We start from the raw sequence: 17579 nt of genomic DNA on the forward strand, positions 1-17579 counted from the left end.
GAACCGTTTACACTGCCACCGCGAGCTGCTGGTGCACCCAGTCCAACACCAGGGTCGCCGCGGGATCCTGGGTCAGGGAGATCAGGACGAAGGGGCGCTCGCCGCGGACCTTGGCGGCGTCGCGACGCATGACGTCGAGATCGGCACCCACCATCGGCGCGAGGTCGGTCTTGTTGATCACCAGCAGATCCGAGAACGTGACCCCGGGCCCGCCCTTGCGGGGCACCTTGTCGCCACCGGCCACGTCGATGACGAAGATCTGGACGTCGATCAGGCCCGACGAGAACGTGGCGGTGAGGTTGTCCCCGCCGGACTCGACCAGGATCAGATCCAGCCGCGGGTTGCCCGCGATGAGGTCGTCGATGGCGTCGAGGTTGGCGGTGATGTCGTCGCGAATCGCGGTGTGCGGGCAGCCACCGGTCTGCACCGCGGTGATGCGCTCGTCGGACAGCACCGCGTTGCGGCGCAGGAAGTCGGCGTCCTCGGTGGTGTAGATGTCGTTGGTGAGGACCGCCAGCGACAGTTCGTCGCGCAACTGACGGCACAGCGCGGCCACCAACGCGGTCTTGCCGGAGCCCACCGGCCCGCCGATGCCGATGCGCAGCGGCTCCCCTGGTTGGCGCACGCGGCGCGGTCGGTCGACGTGGGTGTGCGGCTCGCCGTCGAGCAGATGTGGTGGCATGTCGGGCCTTTCGGGACGATGACGCGGTTCAGGAGGCGAAGAGCGGTCGGTCGCGCGCGACGTGGCGCTCGGCCAGCACGTCGAGCAGAGGATCGGAGAGATCGGCGAGTTCCTTGGCGGCCTCGGCGGCGGTCAGGTCGCACAGCGTGGACAGTTCGAACGTCAACGCCGCGACGTCCCCCGGGTCGAGCGCGAGCAGACGCTGGGCGGCCGTCGCCGACCCCGTCATGGTCGTGTACACCACCGAGGTGGCCGTCTGCTCGGGCAGCAGGGCGCTGGCCGCGCCGACCACGCCGGCCGCCACCGCGAGATGCGGCGTCGGGCCCACCGCGTCCCACTCCCGCTCGGGCCACACCTTGCGGGCCAGCCGGACCAGTCCGCGGCCCTGGGCTCGGGAGGCGCGCCGCGCCGCGGGTGACGGTGTGCGGGCATCGACTTCGAGGTCGGCCGCCTCGACGTCGAGCACCTCCGCGTGCAGGGCCGCGGCCACCGACGCGGTGACCAGTCCGGTGGTCCTGATCCGCCGCCGCAGGAACGCGCGCAGCGTCACCAGGTCGACGACCAACCCGCTGGTCACGGCTTCCTCGACCCCGCCGGAGTGCACGTGTCCCCCGGTCGGCAACCGCGAGTCGGAGAGCACCAGGAGCGTGGCGAGACCGGACATCAGAACAGGAAGTAGCGCTGCGCCATGGGCAGTTCGGCGGCCGGTTGCTCGGCCCAGACCTCGCCGTCGATGGTCACCGTGAACGTATCGGGGTCGACCTGGATGCTGGGGAGCGCGTCGTTCAGCGGCATCTGGGCCTTGCCGACGTGGCGGACGTCCCCCACGGCGACGAGCCGTCGCCGGACGTCGAGCCGTTCGGCCAGACCGTCCTCGATGGCCTGCGGTGCGACGAAGTGCACCGACGTGGCCGCCGCGGCGGCAGGGGCCGCACCGAACATCGGCCGCGGCAGCACCGGCTGCGGCGTGGGGATCGAGGCGTTGGCGTCGCCCATCGCCGCCCACGCGATCATGCCGCCCTTGATGACGGCGTGCGGCCGGACGCCGAAGAAGGCGGGCTCCCACAGCACCAGGTCCGCGAGCTTGCCCACCTCGACCGAACCGATCTCGCGGTCGAGGCCGTGCGCGACGGCCGGGCAGATCGTGTACTTGGCGACGTAGCGGCGGACCCGGTTGTTGTCGGCCGCGCCGTCACCGTCGAGGGCGCCGCGGCGCTTCTTCATCACGTGCGCGGTCTGCCAGGTGCGCAGCACCACCTCGCCGATGCGGCCCATCGCCTGGGCGTCACTGCCGATCATCGAGATCGCACCGATGTCGTGCAGCAGGTCCTCCGCGGCGATCGTCGACGGCCGGATCCGGCTCTCGGCGAATGCGAGATCCTCGGGAACACTGGGGTTCAGGTGGTGGCACACCATGAGCATGTCGAGGTGCTCGTCGAGGGTGTTGACGGTGTGCGGGCGCGTCGGGTTCGTCGAACTGGGCAGCACGTTGGGATGCGACACCACGGTGATGATGTCCGGCGCATGGCCACCGCCCGCACCCTCGGTGTGGTACGCGTGGATCGCCCGACCGTTGATCGCGGCCAGGGTGTCCTCGACGAAACCGGCCTCGTTGAGCGTGTCGGAGTGCAGGTTGACCTGGACACCCGCCGCGTCGGCGACGGTGAGGCAGGCATCGATGGCCGCGGGCGTGGTCCCCCAGTCCTCGTGCAGCTTGAATCCGCCTGCGCCGGCGCGCAATTGCTCCCACATCGCGTCGGCGCTGACCGTATTGCCCTTGCCGAGCAGCAGGACGTTGAGCGGCCAGTGGTCGACCGCCTCGAGCATGCGCGCGAGGTGCCAGGCGCCCGGCGTCACCGTGGTGGCCTTGCTGCCCTCCGCGGGGCCGGTGCCGCCGGCGACGATCGTCGTGATGCCGCCGCCGAGGGCCTCCTCCATGATCTGCGGACAGATGAGGTGGACGTGGCAGTCGATGGCGCCCGCGGTCAGGATGCGGCCGTTGCCCGCGATGACCTCGGTCGAGGGCCCCACGACCAGATCGGGGTGCACGCCGGACATGATGTCCGGGTTGCCCGCCTTGCCGATGGCCGTGATCCGGCCGTCACGAATCCCGACGTCGGCCTTGATGATTCCCCAGTGGTCGACGATCACCACGCCGGTGATGACGGTGTCGGGGGCGCCGTCGGCGCGGGTGGCCCGCGACTGACCCATCGACTCGCGCAGCACCTTGCCGCCGCCGAAGACGGCTTCGTCACCGGCCAATCCCGGTCCGCCGCTGCGGTCTTCGGTGATCTCGATGAACAGGTCGGTGTCGGCCAGTCGGATCCGGTCGCCCGTGGTCGGACCGAACAGCGCGGCATAGCGACTGCGGGACAGCTCGGTCACTCGGCGTCCAGCCTTCCTGGCGGGTTCAGCGACAATCCGTACACCTCGCGCGTGCCGCGCAGCGGAACCAGCGAAACCCGTTGCGCGACACCGGGTTCGAAGCGCACCGCGGTGCCGGCGGGGATGTCGAAGCGGTGGCCACGAGCGGCGGCGCGGTCGAACTCCAGCGCGGCGTTGGCCTGCGGCAGGTGCACGTGGCTGCCGACCTGCACGGGTCGGTCTCCGGTGTTGACGACGTCGAGGGTGAGCCGCTGCGCGCCCTCGTTGATCGCGATGTCACCGTCGCCGTAGACGATCTCTCCGGGAATCATCGGCGAGCTCACGGGATCGGGTGGTGGACGGTGACGAGCTTGGTGCCGTCCGGGAACGTGGCCTCGACCTGCACGTCGTCGAGCATCTCGGGCACGCCCTCCATGACGTCGCCGCGACCGAGGACCTCGCGCCCGCTGTTCATCAGCTCGGCGACGGTGCGGCCGTCGCGGGCGCCTTCGAGAAGGTGGTCGGTGATGATCGCGACGGCCTCGGGATGATTCAGCCTCAGGCCACGCGCCTGCCTGCGACGGGCGAGCTCGGCCGCGTAGGAGATGAGCAGCCGATCCTGCTCGTGCGGTGAGAGACGCATGGTTCGTGATCCTGCCACGGCCGGCGGCAGTCAGCAGTGTTCGTGCGAATGCGCCTGCGCTCAGCCCTCGTTCGGCAGGTTCTGCAGGCGCACCTGGCCCCGGGCCACGGTGCGATCGTTGGTGTCGGTGATGGTGATCAGCCACAGCTGCTGGCGCCTGCCGCGATGGATCGGCGTCGCCACCGCGGTCACCATGCCCGCGGTGATGGCGCGCAGGAAGTCGGTGTTGTTGTTGACCCCGACGACCTTGTTGCCGCCGCCGTTGGCCTGCAGCCAGGTCGCCGCCGACACGCTGGCGACGCTCTCGACCACCGAGCAGTAGACCCCGCCGTGCACGATGCCGTGCGGCTGCAGGTGTCTGGGCCCGATGAGCAGTTCGGCCCGTGCGCCATCGGGGGTCACCTCGAGGTAGGTCAGACCGATCTCGTCGTCGAATCCGCCGCCCACGCCACCCGGCATCCAAGTCGTCACATCGAAGTGTCTACACGCCGCGCCGGGCGCGCCCGGCGACACCCCTGCCAAAGGCGGACGGGCCCCGTACACGGGTGTACGGGGCCCATCCTCGAATGGACCGGGGATCTCTGCAGCCCTCAGGATTCCGCGGCGGTCCGGTGGTCGTCACGCCCGAAGGCGTGCCATGAATATAGGCAAGGCTGCCCTAATTAAGCAAGCCCTTCGTCGCGCCCGGCCGACTCCGCCCCCGCACGGGCGCCCCGAAGCCCATCAGCGCGTCGAGGACGGCCTGCCCGCGGCGCATGCTCGTCACCTCGCTCGCACCGGCGAGCAGCGGCACCTGGGTCGCGGCGCTCACGACCGCGGCGCCGACGACGTGCCACATCGAGGCGACCGACATCGTGCCCCGGCTGACCGCGGCCAACCTCGCGAAGAGCGGGTCGAGCGCGCGGTGACTGCGGTGGGCGACCCACGTCGTCAGCGCGGCCTCGTTCGGCAGCGCGACGATGCGGTCCCTGGCCGCATCCGGTCCCCCGTCGGCGAAGTAGCCGTCGTCGGGCAGCGCCCGCAGCGTCGGGTCCACGACGCCCACCCAGTCGATCGCGCCCTCGGAGTCCACGTGCACCCAGAGGTTCTCGACGCCGGTGTCCCAGGCGCGCCCCTCCAGGACGAGCAGGGGAATGACGCGGCCCACGACGACGTGCGCCAGCGTGGCGGCCAGCTGCGGTGCGATCGCGACGCGGTTGTCCGACTCGGCGACCGCGGCGTCGAACATCGCATCGAGCCGGTCGGTGGTCAGCAGGTCGGCCAGGGGCCACCACCGCCGTCGCGACAGGTCGCCCATGACCGCCACGCCGTAGACGCGCGGGCACTCCGGATACAGCTCGCGCAGCCGGCGGCAGGACTCGTGCACCGGCAGGGTGCGGCGGATCGACATCTTGGCGATCAGCGGGTCGTCGACGGAGACGGTCACCAACACCTCCTGAGTTAGGTTAGCCTTACTATAGGCGTACCGGACCAGGGGTCACCTGCGTGTGACCGGACTCACGACGAGGTGGGAATCGGCGGTCTGACGGGGCAGGAAGTAGGCCGGGGACCGTCGGGTTACACCTGGAACGGTTGACGCGGGACCACGTCCAACTGAGATACGACGCACGGTAGTACGCGCGTAGTACCCTGATCCCACTGCTCAGGAGAGTGAACGAAACATGGCCAAGCAAACGCGGCTCGGGGAGCTGGAACGCGAAGTGATGGACCACCTGTGGTCATCGCGCGAACCGCAGACCGTCCGCCAGGTGCACGAAGCACTCGCGACGCGGCGTGATCTCGCCTACACCACGATCATGACGGTCCTGCAGCGCCTGGCGAAGAAGAACCTCGTCGTGCAGCACCGCGACGACCGGGCCCACCGCTACGCCCCCACCCACGGCAGGGACGAACTGGTCGCCGGCCTGATGGTCGACGCCCTCGACCAGGCCTCGGACTTCGGCAGCCGCGAGGCCGCGCTGGTCCACTTCGTCGAGCGCGTCGGCGCCGACGAGGCGGCCGCGCTGCGGCGGGCGCTGGCCGAACTGGAGGCCAAGGACGGTTCTCGCGTATCCGCTAGCAATCCGGGCACCGCCTGAGGGACACTGACGGTGTGTCCGCGCTGGCCTTCTCCGTCGTCGCGCTGCTCCTGATCGGGCCAGTGCCTGCGCTGCTCGCGCGCGCGACGTGGACCCAGCGGGCACCCCGGGCCGCGGTCGTCCTGTGGCAGGCCGTCGCCCTAGCCGCCGTGCTCTCGGCGTTCAGCGCGGGCATCGCCATCGCCAGCAGGCTCTTCGTGCCGGGGCCGGACGGTCGCCCGACGGCCACGGTCACCAGTGAGATCGAGGTGCTGGGCTGGCCGCTGTGGCTGCTCTACGTCGTGGTCTTCGCGCTGACCCTGCTCATCGGCGCGCGACTGATCGTGGCCGTCGTGCAGGTCGCGATCGCCACCCGCAGGCGGCGGGCCCACCACCGGATGCTCGTCGACCTGCTCGGGCGCTCGATGCCCGCCCATGCTCCGCGCGTGCGGGAGGACCCGTCGCCGCGGCGTTCCAGCGGACTGCGCATCCTCGACGTCGCGCAGCCGCTCGCATACTGCCTGCCCGGCGTGCGCAGCCGGGTCGTCGTCAGCGAAGGCACCCTGTCCGCGCTGACGGACACCGAGGTGGCCGCGATCCTCAGCCACGAGCACGCGCACCTACGAGCCCGCCACGACCTGGTGCTGGAAATGTTCACCGCGGTGCACGCCGCATTCCCCCGCTTCGTCCGCAGCGCCAACGCGCTCGACGCGGTGCGCCTGCTCATCGAACTGCTCGCCGACGACGCCGCGGTGCGCACCGCGGGCCCGACGCCGCTGGCCAGGGCGCTGGTCGCCTGCGCGGCGAGCCGGGCTCCCCGCGGCGCGCTCGCCGCAGGCGGACCGCACACCGTGACGCGGGTGCGCCGACTCGCGGGCAAGCCGAACAGCGTTGCGCTCGCGGCCGCGGCCTACGTCACCGCCGCCGCGGTGCTCGTCGTGCCGACCGTCGCGCTCGCGGTGCCCTGGCTCACCGAGCTGCACCGACTGATCACCGCGTAGATTCATCGCTTGGAACTCCCGCGCGACACCCACCACGAAAGGCTGCCCGTGAGCTCGTCGGAAACCCCCTCAACCAACGGAACGGCGCAGATCGGGGTCACCGGCCTCGCCGTGATGGGCTCCAACCTCGCACGCAACTTCGCCCACCACGGGTACACCGTGGCGCTGCACAACCGCACGACCGCCAAGACCGACGCCCTGCTGGAGGCCCACGGCTCCGAGGGCTCGTTCGTGCGCAGCGAGACCATTCCGGAATTCCTTGCCGCCCTTGAGAAGCCGCGTCGCGTCATCATCATGGTCAAGGCGGGCGACCCGACCGACGCCGTGATCGAGGAGCTCGCCGACGCGATGGAGGAGGGCGACATCATCATCGACGGCGGCAACTCGCTCTACACCGACACCATCCGCCGCGAGAAGGCGATCCGCGAGCGCGGTCTGCACTACGTCGGCGCGGGCATCTCCGGCGGCGAGGAGGGTGCGCTCAACGGCCCGTCGATCATGCCCGGCGGCCCCGCGGAGTCCTATGAATCCCTCGGCCCCCTGCTGGAGGAGATCTCCGCGCACGTCGACGGCGTGCCCTGCTGCACCCACATCGGTCCCGACGGCTCCGGGCACTTCGTCAAGATGGTGCACAACGGCATCGAGTACTCCGACATGCAGCTGATCGGCGAGGCCTACCAGCTGCTGCGCGACGGGCTCGGCAAGTCCGCCCCCGAGATCGCCGACATCTTCGCCGAATGGAACGAGGGCGATCTGGACAGCTACCTGATCGAGATCACCGCCGAGGTGCTCAAGCAGATCGATAAGAAGACCGGCAAGCCGCTGGTCGACGTGATCCTCGACGAGGCCGAGCAGAAGGGCACCGGCCGCTGGACGGTCAAATCCGCGCTGGATCTCGGCGTCCCCGTCACCGGCATCGCCGAGGCGGTGTTCGCCCGCGCGCTGTCGGGTTCGGTGGCCCAGCGCAAGGCCACGACGGGGCTGGCCTCCGGTGAGCTGGGCGAGCACCCCACCGACGAGGCCCGGTTCATCGACGACGTCAGCAAGGCGCTCTACGCGTCGAAGATCATCGCCTACGCCCAGGGCTTCAACCAGATTCAGGCTGGCAGCAACGAGTACGACTGGGACATCACGCTCGGCGACATGGCCACCATCTGGCGCGGCGGCTGCATCATCCGCGCGAAGTTCCTCAACCGCATCAAGGAGGCCTACGACGAGGACCCGCAGCTGGCCACGCTGATCGCCGCGCCCTACTTCCGCGATGCGGTCGAGGCGGGCATCGACAGCTGGCGCCGCGTCGTGGTCACCGCCACGCAGCTCGGCATCCCCATCCCCGGCTTCGCCTCCGCGCTGTCCTACTACGACGCCCTGCGCACCGAGCGGTTGCCCGCAGCGCTGACCCAGGGCCTGCGCGACTTCTTCGGCGCGCACACCTACGGCCGCATCGACGCCGACCACGACGCCAAGTTCCACACCCAGTGGAGCGGTGACCGCAGCGAGTCGCCTGCGTGAGGTTCCTGACCGGGCACACCCCGCCCTACGACCTGACCTACGACGACGTCTTCGTCGTGCCGGGGCGTTCCGACGTCACGTCCCGGTTCGACGTCGATCTGTCGACCGTCGACGGCTCGGGCACCACGATCCCGGTGGTGGTGGCCAACATGACCGCCGTCGCCGGCCGCCGGATGGCCGAGACGGTGGCCCGCCGCGGTGGGATCGTCGTGCTGCCCCAGGACCTTCCGACGTCCGCGGTGCGCGACATGGTCGACTTCGTGAAGAGCCGCGACCTGGTGGTCGACTCCCCCGTCACGCTGGCGCCGGACGACTCGGTGTCCGACGCCATGGCCCTGATCAACAAGCGGGCGCACGGCGTGGCCGTCGTGGTCGACGACGGGGGTCGACCGATCGGACTGGTCACCGAGGCCGCCTGTCGGGGGGTCGACCGCTTCGCCCGTGTGCGCGACGTCGCCGCCACCGACTTCGTCACCGCCCCGGTGGGCACCGACCCGCGGGCGGTGTTCGACCTGCTCGAGCACACCCCCGTCGGGGTCGCGGTGATGACGGCACCCGACGGCGCACTGGCGGGTGTGCTGACGCGCACGGGCGCCATCAGGGCGGGCATCTACACACCGGCCGTCGACGACGCGGGCAGGCTCCGCATCGCCGCCGCGGTCGGCATCAACGGTGACGTCGCGGCGAAGGCGACGGCGTTGGCGGAGGCCGGGGTCGACCTTCTGGTCGTCGACACCGCCCACGGTCACCAGCTCAAGATGCTCGACGCGATCAAGGCGGTGTCGTCCCTCGATCTCGGGATGCCGTTGGCCGCGGGCAACGTCGTCTCGGCGGAGGGCACCCGCGACCTGATCAGCGCGGGCGCCTCGATCGTGAAGGTGGGCGTCGGTCCCGGGGCCATGTGCACCACGCGGATGATGACCGGCGTCGGCCGACCGCAATTCTCCGCGGTCGTCGAATGTGCCGCTGCCGCACGGCAACTCGGTTCTCACGTCTGGGCCGACGGCGGCGTGCGCCACCCCCGCGACGTCGCGCTGGCCCTTGCCGCCGGCGCGGCCAACGTGATGATCGGCTCCTGGTTCGCCGGCACCTACGAGTCCCCGGGTGACCTGCTGACCGACCGCGAGGACCGGCCGTACAAGGAGAGTTACGGCATGGCGTCCAAACGCGCGGTGGCCGCCCGCACGTCTGCCGACAGCCCCTTCGACCGGGCCCGCAAGGCGCTGTTCGAAGAGGGCATCTCCACGTCGCGGATGCGACTCGATCCCGCCCGCGGCGGCGTCGAGGACCTGCTGGACCACATCACGTCCGGGGTCCGCAGCACGTGCACCTACGTCGGCGCGGCGACGCTGCCCGAACTGCACGACAGGGTCGTACTCGGGGTGCAGTCCGCGGCCGGGTTCGCCGAGGGGCATCCGCTACCCACCGGCTGGTGACGGGCCGCGGCCACCCTACTGGTGCGCCGCTCTCGGTTACGATTGAGACTTCCCGTCTCCGATCGAAAGGGAACACGTGCCGCTGGCACCCACCGAGACCCCCGATTCCGAGGCCCTCGGGAGCGAGCGGTCATCGGAGCCGTCCGACGCCGAACCCTCCAGTAGCGAGCCGGGTCGTCCGCCCGGCGCCCATCATGCGGGTCTGCGATGAGTCTGACCTGGACCCTGCTCGCCCTCCTCGGTTTCGTCGTCCTCACCGTCGGCACGGCGCTGTTCGTGGCCGCCGAATTCTCGCTCACCGCACTGGAACGCAGCACCGTCGATGCGAACGCTCGCTCCGGCGCCCAGCGCGACAAACTCCTCCAGCGGGCCCACCGGACGCTGTCGTTTCAGCTGTCGGGTGCGCAGGTCGGCATCTCGATCACCACGCTGTTCACCGGCTACCTCGCCGAACCGCTGCTCGCGCAGCTGTTCCACCCCGCCTTCGCGGCGCTGTCGGTGACGCGCGACTTCGCCGACGGCATCGCGCTGGCGCTGGCGCTGCTGATCGCGACCTCGGTGTCGATGGTCTTCGGCGAGCTGGTGGCCCAGTACCTGGCCGTCGCCAAGCCGCTGGCGACCGCCCGCGTCGTGGCCGGACCGCAACTGCTGTTCTCCGCGGCCACCACGCCGCTGATCAAGATGACCAACGGCTCCGCCAACTGGATTCTGCGGCGCCTGGGCATCGAGCCCGCCGAGGAGCTGCGTTCCGCGCGGTCCCCGCAGGAGCTGGTGTCCCTCGTCCGCACCTCGGCCAGGGCCGGTTCGCTGGACCTGGCCACCGCCACCCTGGTCGACCGGTCGCTGCGCTTCGGCACGCGGACCGCCGAGGAGCTGATGACCCCGCGCTCGAAGATCGAGGCGCTGAAAGCTCACGACACCGTCGCCGACCTCGTCGCCAAGGCCATGGACACCGGCTTCTCGCGTTTCCCCATCGTCGAGGGCGACCTCGACGAGACCATCGGGATCGTGCACGTCAAACAGGTCTTCGAGGTGGCCAGGGACCGTCGCGAGCACACTGCGCTGGCGACGCTCGTCCAACCGGTGTCGCGGGTGCCGTCCACGCTCGACGGCGACGCCGTGATGACGCAGATCCGCGCCAACGGTCTGCAGACCGCGCTCGTCGTCGACGAGTACGGCGGGACCGCCGGCATGGTGACCGTCGAGGACCTGATCGAGGAGATCGTCGGCGACGTCCGTGACGAACACGACGACGCCACCCCCGACGTCGTCGAGATGCGCAACGGCTGGCAGGTGTCGGGCCTGCTGCGCATCGACGAGGTCGACACCGAGACGCCGTTCCGGGCACCCGAGGGCGAGTACGAGACCATCGGCGGCCTGGTGCTCCAGGAGCTCGGGCACATACCCGAGGAGGGCGAGTCGGTGACGCTGAGCGAATTCGATCCCGACACGGCGCTCGACCGGCCGGTGCGCTGGCGCGCCACCGTCGAGCGGATGGACGGCCGCCGCATCGACCTGATCACGCTGGTCCGACTCGGTCCCGACGAGGAGACCGAGCATGAGTGACCTGCTCGGCGTGCTGCTCACCGTGCTGCTGCTCGCCACCAACGCCTTCTTCGTCGCCGCGGAGTTCGCGCTCATCTCCGCGCGGCGCGACCGGCTGGAAGCCCTTGCCGAGAGCGGCAAGCGCAGCGCCGTCACCGTCATCCAGGCCGGGCAGAACCTGTCGCTGATGCTGGCGGGCGCCCAGCTCGGCATCACGGTGTGTTCGATTCTGCTGGGCCGCGTCGGCGAACCCGCGGTGGCACACCTGCTGCAGACGCCGTTCGACCTGCTCGGCGTCTCCGACACCGTGCTGCACACGGTGTCCTTCCTCGTCGCGCTCACGGTCGTCGTCGTGCTGCACGTGCTGCTCGGTGAGATGGTGCCGAAGAACATCGCGATCGCCGGTCCCGAGTCGGCGGCGATGCTGCTCGTCCCGCCGTATCTGCTGTGGATCCGCATCGCGAAGCCGTTCATCGCGTTCTACGACTGGTGCGCCAAGCTGACGCTGCGGGCGTTCGGCGTCGAGGCCAGGAACGAACTGGAGAACACGGTCTCGATGATCGAGCTGTCGGAGATGATCGCCGAGTCGCTGTCGGAGGGCCTGCTCGACCCCGAGGAGCACAACCGGCTGTCGCGGGCGCTGCAGATCCGCACCCGCGTGGTGTCCGACGTCGCGGTGCCGGTCGGCGAGATCCACGCGGTGTCCGCCGCCGCAACCGGCCGAGGGCCGACCGTCGCAGCCATCCAGCAGGCCCTGGCCGAGACCGGCTACTCCCGCTTCCCCGTCGTCGACGCCGCGGGCCGCTACACCGGGTACGTGCACATCAAGGACGTGCTGCCGCTCGTCGACGATCCCGACGCGGTCGTCGACGCGTCGCTGGTGCGGCCGCTGCCCAGGGTGCTCGCGACGCTGCCGCTGCCCGACGCGCTGTCACGGTTGCGCCGCGACAACAGCCACCTGGCCCTCGTCACCACCGAGGACCGCGTGACGGCGATGGTCGCGCTGGAGGACCTCGTCGAGGACCTGGTGGGGACGGTGCGTGACGGAACGCACCGTGTCTGAGCCGCTCGACGAGGCGACCTGGCTCGAACGCGAGGCCCGCTACCTGAGGCGCGTGGACGCCTTCCTCGCCCCGCACCGGGACCGGGCGCAGCGCGGTGAGGCGCACCCGGTGTGGGACTTCCTATTCAGCTACTACAGCCTGCGGCCGCGACTGCTGCGCCGGTGGCACCCCGGCTACGGGGTGGCCCTCGACGGCCCGGCCGCAGACCGCTTCCTGGACCGCCCCGGCTACGACCGGGTCGGCGCGTCGGTGGCGGTGACGCGGGACCACCTGCGCTCGCGCATCGACACCGTGGCCTTCGTCGCAGACCTGCTGCGCGCCACCGCCTCTCGGCCCGCCCGCCTCAACTGCTTCGGGCTGCACGAGTGGGCGATGGTCTACCACAGCAGCGACGTACGCCACGGCCAGGTGCCGCTGCGTCTCGGCGGCGCGGGCACCGACACGGTGGTCGAGTCGATTCCCTTGCGCTGCAGCCACTTCGACGCCTATCGGTTCTTCACCGCCCCCGCGGTGCCCCGCAACGCCGAGGTGCTCAGCAGGTCCCGACAGGTCGCCAGCGAGCAACCGGGATGCGTGCACGCCAACATGGACCTCTACAAGTGGTGCTACAAGCTCGGGCCGCTGGTCGGCTCGGAGCTGCTGATGGACTGCCTCGATCTCGCCGCGGACGCGCGCGCCCTCGACATGCAGGCCAGCCCGTACGACCTGACCGACTACGGCATCGGGCCCATCCGCATCGAGGACGCCGCGGGCCGCACCGAGTACGTCCGCCGGCAGCGCGTCGTCGCCGACCGGGCGACGCCACTGCGCGTCGCCCTGCTCGACCGCTGCGATGCGCTGCTGGAGGCATCGGACCGCGATTGCTGAGTCGCCCACGGTCATTGGCGCCGAGCTACGCACGGGTAGGCTTGATCGACGCTGTGGAGAGGAAACCATGACCGATCGCGTGACCGTCGGGAACCTGCGGGTGGCCCGCGTGCTGCACGACTTCATCACCCACGAGGCCCTGCCGGGTACCGGGGTGGACGCCGACAGCTTCTGGGCCGGGGTGGACAAGGTGGTCACCGACCTGGCGCCGAAGAACCAGGATCTGCTCGCGCGCCGTGACGACCTGCAGGCGCAGATCGACAAGTGGCACCGGCAGCGCGTCATCGGACCCTTCGACGCCGCGGAGTACCAGCAGTTCCTCACCCAGATCGGCTACCTCGAGCCCGAGCCCGAGGACTTCTCCATCACGACCTCCGGCGTCGACGACGAGATCACCAGCACCGCCGGCCCACAGCTGGTGGTGCCGATCCTCAACGCGCGGTTCGCGCTGAACGCCTCCAACGCCCGGTGGGGTTCGCTCTACGACGCCCTCTACGGCACCGACGTCATCCCCGAGACCGACGGCGCCGAGAAGGGCAGCGGCGGGTACAACCGGGTCCGCGGCGACCGGGTCATCGCCTACGCCCGGAAGTTCCTCGACGAGGCGGTGCCGCTGGGGGAGGGCTCCTGGGCCGACGCCACCGGCTTCGCCATCGAGGACGGCACGCTGCGGGTCTCCCTCGCCGACGGGTCCGTCGAACTCGCCGATCCCGACGCCTTCGCCGGCTACACCGGTGAGCTCGGCTCGCCGCAGTGGTCGATCCTGCTGGTGCACCACGGCCTGCACGTCGAGATCCTCATCGACCCCGACTCCCCCGTCGGCAAGACCGATCGGGCGGGCGTCAAGGACGTCGTGCTGGAGTCGGCCGTCACCACGATCATGGACTTCGAGGACTCCGTCGCGGCCGTCGACGCCGACGACAAGGTGCTCGGCTACCGCAACTGGCTCGGGCTGAACCGCGGCGACCTGACCGAGGAGGTCAGCAAGGGCGGCACGACGTTCACCCGGGTGCTCAACGAGGACCGTGTCTTCACCGCACCCGACGGCTCGACACTGACGCTGCCCGGCCGCAGTCTGCTGTTCGTGCGCAACGTCGGGCACCTGATGACGAACGACGCCATCGTCTTCGAGGACGGCTCCGAGGTGCCCGAGGGCATTCAGGACGCGCTGTTCACCGGCCTCATCGCGATGCACGGCCTCAAGGCCGACGAGGCGAACGGTCCGCTGCTCAACAGCCGCACCGGGTCGATCTACATCGTCAAGCCCAAGATGCACGGACCCGACGAAGTTGCGTTCACGTGCGAGCTGTTCAGCCGCGTCGAGGACGTGCTCGGCCTGCCGCAGGCGACCATGAAGGTCGGCATCATGGACGAGGAGCGCCGCACCACGGTCAACCTCAAGGCCTGCATCAAGGCCGCCGCCGACCGCGTGGTGTTCATCAACACCGGCTTCCTGGACCGCACCGGCGACGAGATCCACACCTCCATGGAGGCCGGTCCGATGGTCCGCAAGGGCACGATGAAGAGCCAGCCCTGGATCAAGGCCTATGAGGACGCCAACGTCGACACCGGTCTGGCGACCGGACTGTCGGGCAAGGCGCAGATCGGCAAGGGCATGTGGGCCATGACCGAACTGATGGCCGACATGGTCGAGCAGAAGATCGGTCAGCCCAAGGCGGGCGCCACCACGGCGTGGGTGCCGTCGCCGACCGGTGCGACCCTGCACGCCATGCACTACCACCAGGTGGACGTGTTCGAGGTGCAGAAGGAACTGGCGGGCAAGAAACGGACCACCCTCGACCAGCTGCTGACCATCCCGCTGGCCAAGGAGCTGGCGTGGGCGCCGGAGGAGATTCGCGAGGAGGTCGACAACAACTGTCAGTCGATCCTCGGCTACGTCGTCCGGTGGATCGACGCGGGCGTCGGCTGCTCGAAGGTGCCCGACATCCACGACGTGGCCCTTATGGAGGACCGTGCCACCCTGCGCATCTCGAGCCAGCTGCTGGCCAACTGGCTGCGGCACGGGGTGATCACCGAGGAGGACGTCAAGGCCAGCCTGCGCCGGATGGCCGCCGTGGTCGACGAGCAGAACGCCGGGGACGCCGACTACCTGCCGATGGCGCCCGACCCCGAGGCCAGCATCGCGTTCCAGGCCGCGCAGGAGCTGATCCTGTCGGGCACGGGGCAGCCCAACGGCTACACCGAGCCGATCCTGCATCGCCGTCGCCGGGAGTTCAAGGCGCGCCACGCCACGCGGTGACTAGACTCTCGCGGGGCCGAATGATCAACCACCGCAACGATCACAGGGGTTAGGAATGGGCAGGCACAGCATTCCCGACCCGGAAGACGGGTCGTCCGAGGTCGGTCCTCCCGGGGACGCCGGGTACCACGACCACGGATACGACGACGAGTACGACGCCGACGCGGGATACGACGCCGACCGCGGATACTCCGATCACGGGTACGACGCCGACGAAGGTTACGACACCGAGCACGGGTACGACGCCGGCTACGCGGACGACGAGGACTACGGGCCGGAGCACGGCGCCGAACCCGATGGCGAAGCCGCCACGCACGCGTTCGCGTCCTCGCCCCCGCCGCCGGGCCGCCCGCCGACTCAGGGGCGCCAGCACGGCGGTGACTGGGAGGGCGGCGAGTGGACCGGCAGCCACCGCGCGATCCAACCCGGACGACGCGGCATCAGCGTCGGCGTGATCGCCACGCTCGTCACCGTCGTGGTCGTGGTCGGCGCCGTCATCCTGTGGCGGTTCTTCGGCGACGCCCTCTCGCATCGCTCGCAGGCGGGTGCGGCCCGCTGCGTGTCGGGCGAGGTGGCCGTGGCCGTCCTCGTCGACCCGTCGATCGACGCGCAAATCGCCCCGCTGGCACAGGAATTCAACCAGTCCGCCGAGCCCGTCGGCGACAAGTGCGTCAAGGTCGGGGTGAAGTCCGCCGACTCCGATCAGGTGGTCAACGGTTTCAGCGGGCAGTGGCCGAGCGACCTCGGCGACCGCCCCGCACTGTGGATCCCCGGCAGTTCGATCTCCGAGGCCCGCCTCGAAGCCGCCTCCGGTGACAAGGCCGTCAGCGACAGCCGTTCCCTGGTGACCTCCCCGGTGATGCTGGCCGTCCGTCCGCAACTCAAGGACGCGCTGTCCCAAGAGAATTGGGGCACGCTGCCCGGCCTGCAGACCGACGCCTCGGCACTGGACGGCCTCAACCTGCCGGGCTGGGGCTCGCTGAAACTGGCGCTACCGCTGTCCGGCGACGGCGACGCCACGTACCTCGCCGGGGAGGCCGTCGCCGCCGCGTCGGCCCCGCAGGGTGCGCCCGCGACGTCCGGCGCCAACGCGGTCGCCGCGCTGATGGCCGGTCAGCCCAAGCTGCCCGACGCCAAGACCACGACGGCCATGACCGCGATGACGACGGCGGCCGATCCCGCCGCGGCCGACGTGCACGCCGTCGTCGCCACCGAACAGCAGATCTTTCAGCAGAGCTCGCAGCCGGGCGCCAAGGACACGCTGGCGGCGTGGCTGCCCCCCGGGCCGCCCGCGGTGGCCGACTACCCCACCGTGCTGCTGTCCGGACCGTGGCTGAGCCAGGAACAGGTCAGCGCCGCCAGCGAATTCGCCCGATTCCTGCGCAAGCCGGAGGCCCTGCAGCACCTGGCCGACGCCGGCTTCCGGGCGTCGGGCGTCACCATGCCCACCAGCGACGTGACGAACTTCGCGGCACTGCCCGCACCGCTGTCGGTCGGCGACAACGGCCTGCGCGCGACGCTGGCCAACCTCGTCAGCACCCCGCCCCAGAACCCCGCCGTCACCGTCATGCTGGACCAGTCGATGGCCACCGACGAGGGCGGCAAGTCCCGGCTCGCCAACGTCACCGCCGCGTTGAATGCGCGGGTGCAGGCGCTAGCGCCGACGTCGGCCGTCGGGCTCTGGACCTTCGACGGGGTGGCGGGCCGATCCGAGATCCCCATGGGTCCGCTCGGTGACGCGGTCGGCGGCCAGCCCCGGTCGGCGGCGCTGAGTAGCAATCTCGACGGGCAGGTCGCCAGCGATGGCGGGGCCGTGTCGTTCACGACACTGCGGATGCTCTACCCCGACGCCGTCGCCAATTTCCGTGACGGCCAACCGAATTCGGTGCTGGTGATCACCGCCGGACCCCACACCGACCAGTCGCTGGACGGCCCCGGCCTGCAGGACGCCATCAAGCAGACGTTCAACCAGGCCAAGCCCGTCGCGATCAACGTCATCGACTTCGGCAGCGACCCCGACCGCGCCACGTGGGAGGCGGTCGCCCAGGCCACCGGTGGCAACTACCAGAACCTCGACAGCTCGGCGGGGCCCGGCCTCACCGCCGCCCTGACGTCATCCCTGGGCTAGGTTTTCCTGCGCGAGCAGAC

General features: G+C 70.4%; 16 protein-coding genes. 9 read left to right on the top strand and 7 right to left on the bottom strand.

Translation table 11 applies throughout. The features are described from left to right. Positions 1-7: 7 nt before the first annotated feature. From ureG to G6N60_RS15065, 7 genes are all read right to left on the bottom strand, one after another. Complete coding sequence (gene ureG / locus G6N60_RS15035) at positions 8-682, bottom strand: urease accessory protein UreG (protein WP_163738629.1); 675 nt, start codon at positions 680-682, stop codon at positions 8-10. Between the two features lie 28 nt (positions 683-710). Then, positions 711-1346 (bottom strand): urease accessory protein UreF, encoded by a 636-nt coding sequence (locus tag G6N60_RS15040; protein WP_163738632.1) that lies wholly within the window; start codon positions 1344-1346, stop codon positions 711-713. Then, complete coding sequence (locus tag G6N60_RS15045) at positions 1346-3067, bottom strand: urease subunit alpha (protein ID WP_163738635.1); 1722 nt, start codon at positions 3065-3067, stop codon at positions 1346-1348. The genes G6N60_RS15040 and G6N60_RS15045 overlap by 1 nt, the downstream gene beginning before the upstream one ends. Next, complete coding sequence (locus G6N60_RS15050; protein ID WP_163743991.1) at positions 3064-3378, bottom strand: urease subunit beta; 315 nt, start codon at positions 3376-3378, stop codon at positions 3064-3066. Before G6N60_RS15050 ends, G6N60_RS15045 begins: the two co-directional genes overlap by 4 nt. A gap of 8 nt (positions 3379-3386) precedes the next feature. Next, on the bottom strand, positions 3387-3689 hold the full coding sequence (locus tag G6N60_RS15055) for an urease subunit gamma (RefSeq protein WP_163738638.1): 303 nt from the start codon (positions 3687-3689) through the stop codon (positions 3387-3389). 60 nt (positions 3690-3749) lie between these two features. Then, a complete protein-coding gene (locus G6N60_RS15060; protein ID WP_276028300.1) occupies positions 3750-4148 on the bottom strand; it encodes a PaaI family thioesterase in 399 nt (132 codons plus the stop codon). 199 nt (positions 4149-4347) lie between these two features. After that, complete coding sequence (locus G6N60_RS15065; RefSeq protein ID WP_163738646.1) at positions 4348-5115, bottom strand: iron reductase; 768 nt, start codon at positions 5113-5115, stop codon at positions 4348-4350. A 235-nt stretch (positions 5116-5350) separates the two neighbouring features. Here G6N60_RS15065 and G6N60_RS15070 point away from each other — a divergent pair, with 235 nt between their 5' ends. The 9 genes from G6N60_RS15070 (at position 5351) to G6N60_RS15110 (ending at position 17559) form a co-directional block, all read left to right on the top strand. Continuing rightward, positions 5351-5767 (top strand): BlaI/MecI/CopY family transcriptional regulator, encoded by a 417-nt coding sequence (locus tag G6N60_RS15070; RefSeq protein ID WP_163738649.1) that lies wholly within the window; start codon positions 5351-5353, stop codon positions 5765-5767. 14 nt (positions 5768-5781) lie between these two features. Beyond that, positions 5782-6747: a M56 family metallopeptidase gene (locus tag G6N60_RS15075; RefSeq protein WP_163738651.1), complete on the top strand. Its 966-nt coding sequence runs from the start codon at positions 5782-5784 to the stop codon at positions 6745-6747. 48 nt (positions 6748-6795) lie between these two features. Beyond that, on the top strand, positions 6796-8259 hold the full coding sequence (gene gndA, locus G6N60_RS15080) for an NADP-dependent phosphogluconate dehydrogenase (RefSeq protein WP_163738653.1): 1464 nt from the start codon (positions 6796-6798) through the stop codon (positions 8257-8259). Further along, entirely contained in the window at positions 8256-9695 is a 1440-nt protein-coding gene (locus tag G6N60_RS15085) for a GuaB1 family IMP dehydrogenase-related protein (protein WP_163738656.1), read from the top strand. The genes gndA and G6N60_RS15085 overlap by 4 nt, the downstream gene beginning before the upstream one ends. A 207-nt stretch (positions 9696-9902) precedes the next feature. Further along, entirely contained in the window at positions 9903-11261 is a 1359-nt protein-coding gene (locus G6N60_RS15090; protein ID WP_163738659.1) for a hemolysin family protein, read from the top strand. After that, positions 11254-12303 (top strand): hemolysin family protein, encoded by a 1050-nt coding sequence (locus G6N60_RS15095; RefSeq protein WP_163738662.1) that lies wholly within the window; start codon positions 11254-11256, stop codon positions 12301-12303. The genes G6N60_RS15090 and G6N60_RS15095 overlap by 8 nt, the downstream gene beginning before the upstream one ends. Next, entirely contained in the window at positions 12296-13171 is an 876-nt protein-coding gene (locus G6N60_RS15100) for a 3-methyladenine DNA glycosylase (RefSeq protein WP_163738665.1), read from the top strand. Before G6N60_RS15095 ends, G6N60_RS15100 begins: the two co-directional genes overlap by 8 nt. Before the next feature lie 67 nt (positions 13172-13238). Then, entirely contained in the window at positions 13239-15431 is a 2193-nt protein-coding gene (locus tag G6N60_RS15105) for a malate synthase G (RefSeq protein WP_163738668.1), read from the top strand. 55 nt (positions 15432-15486) lie between these two features. Beyond that, a complete protein-coding gene (locus G6N60_RS15110) occupies positions 15487-17559 on the top strand; it encodes a substrate-binding domain-containing protein (RefSeq protein WP_163738672.1) in 2073 nt (690 codons plus the stop codon). Positions 17560-17579 lie beyond the last annotated feature (20 nt).

Source organism: Mycolicibacterium madagascariense, from assembly GCF_010729665.1.
GTDB classification, from domain to species: Bacteria; Actinomycetota; Actinomycetes; order Mycobacteriales; family Mycobacteriaceae; genus Mycobacterium; species Mycobacterium madagascariense.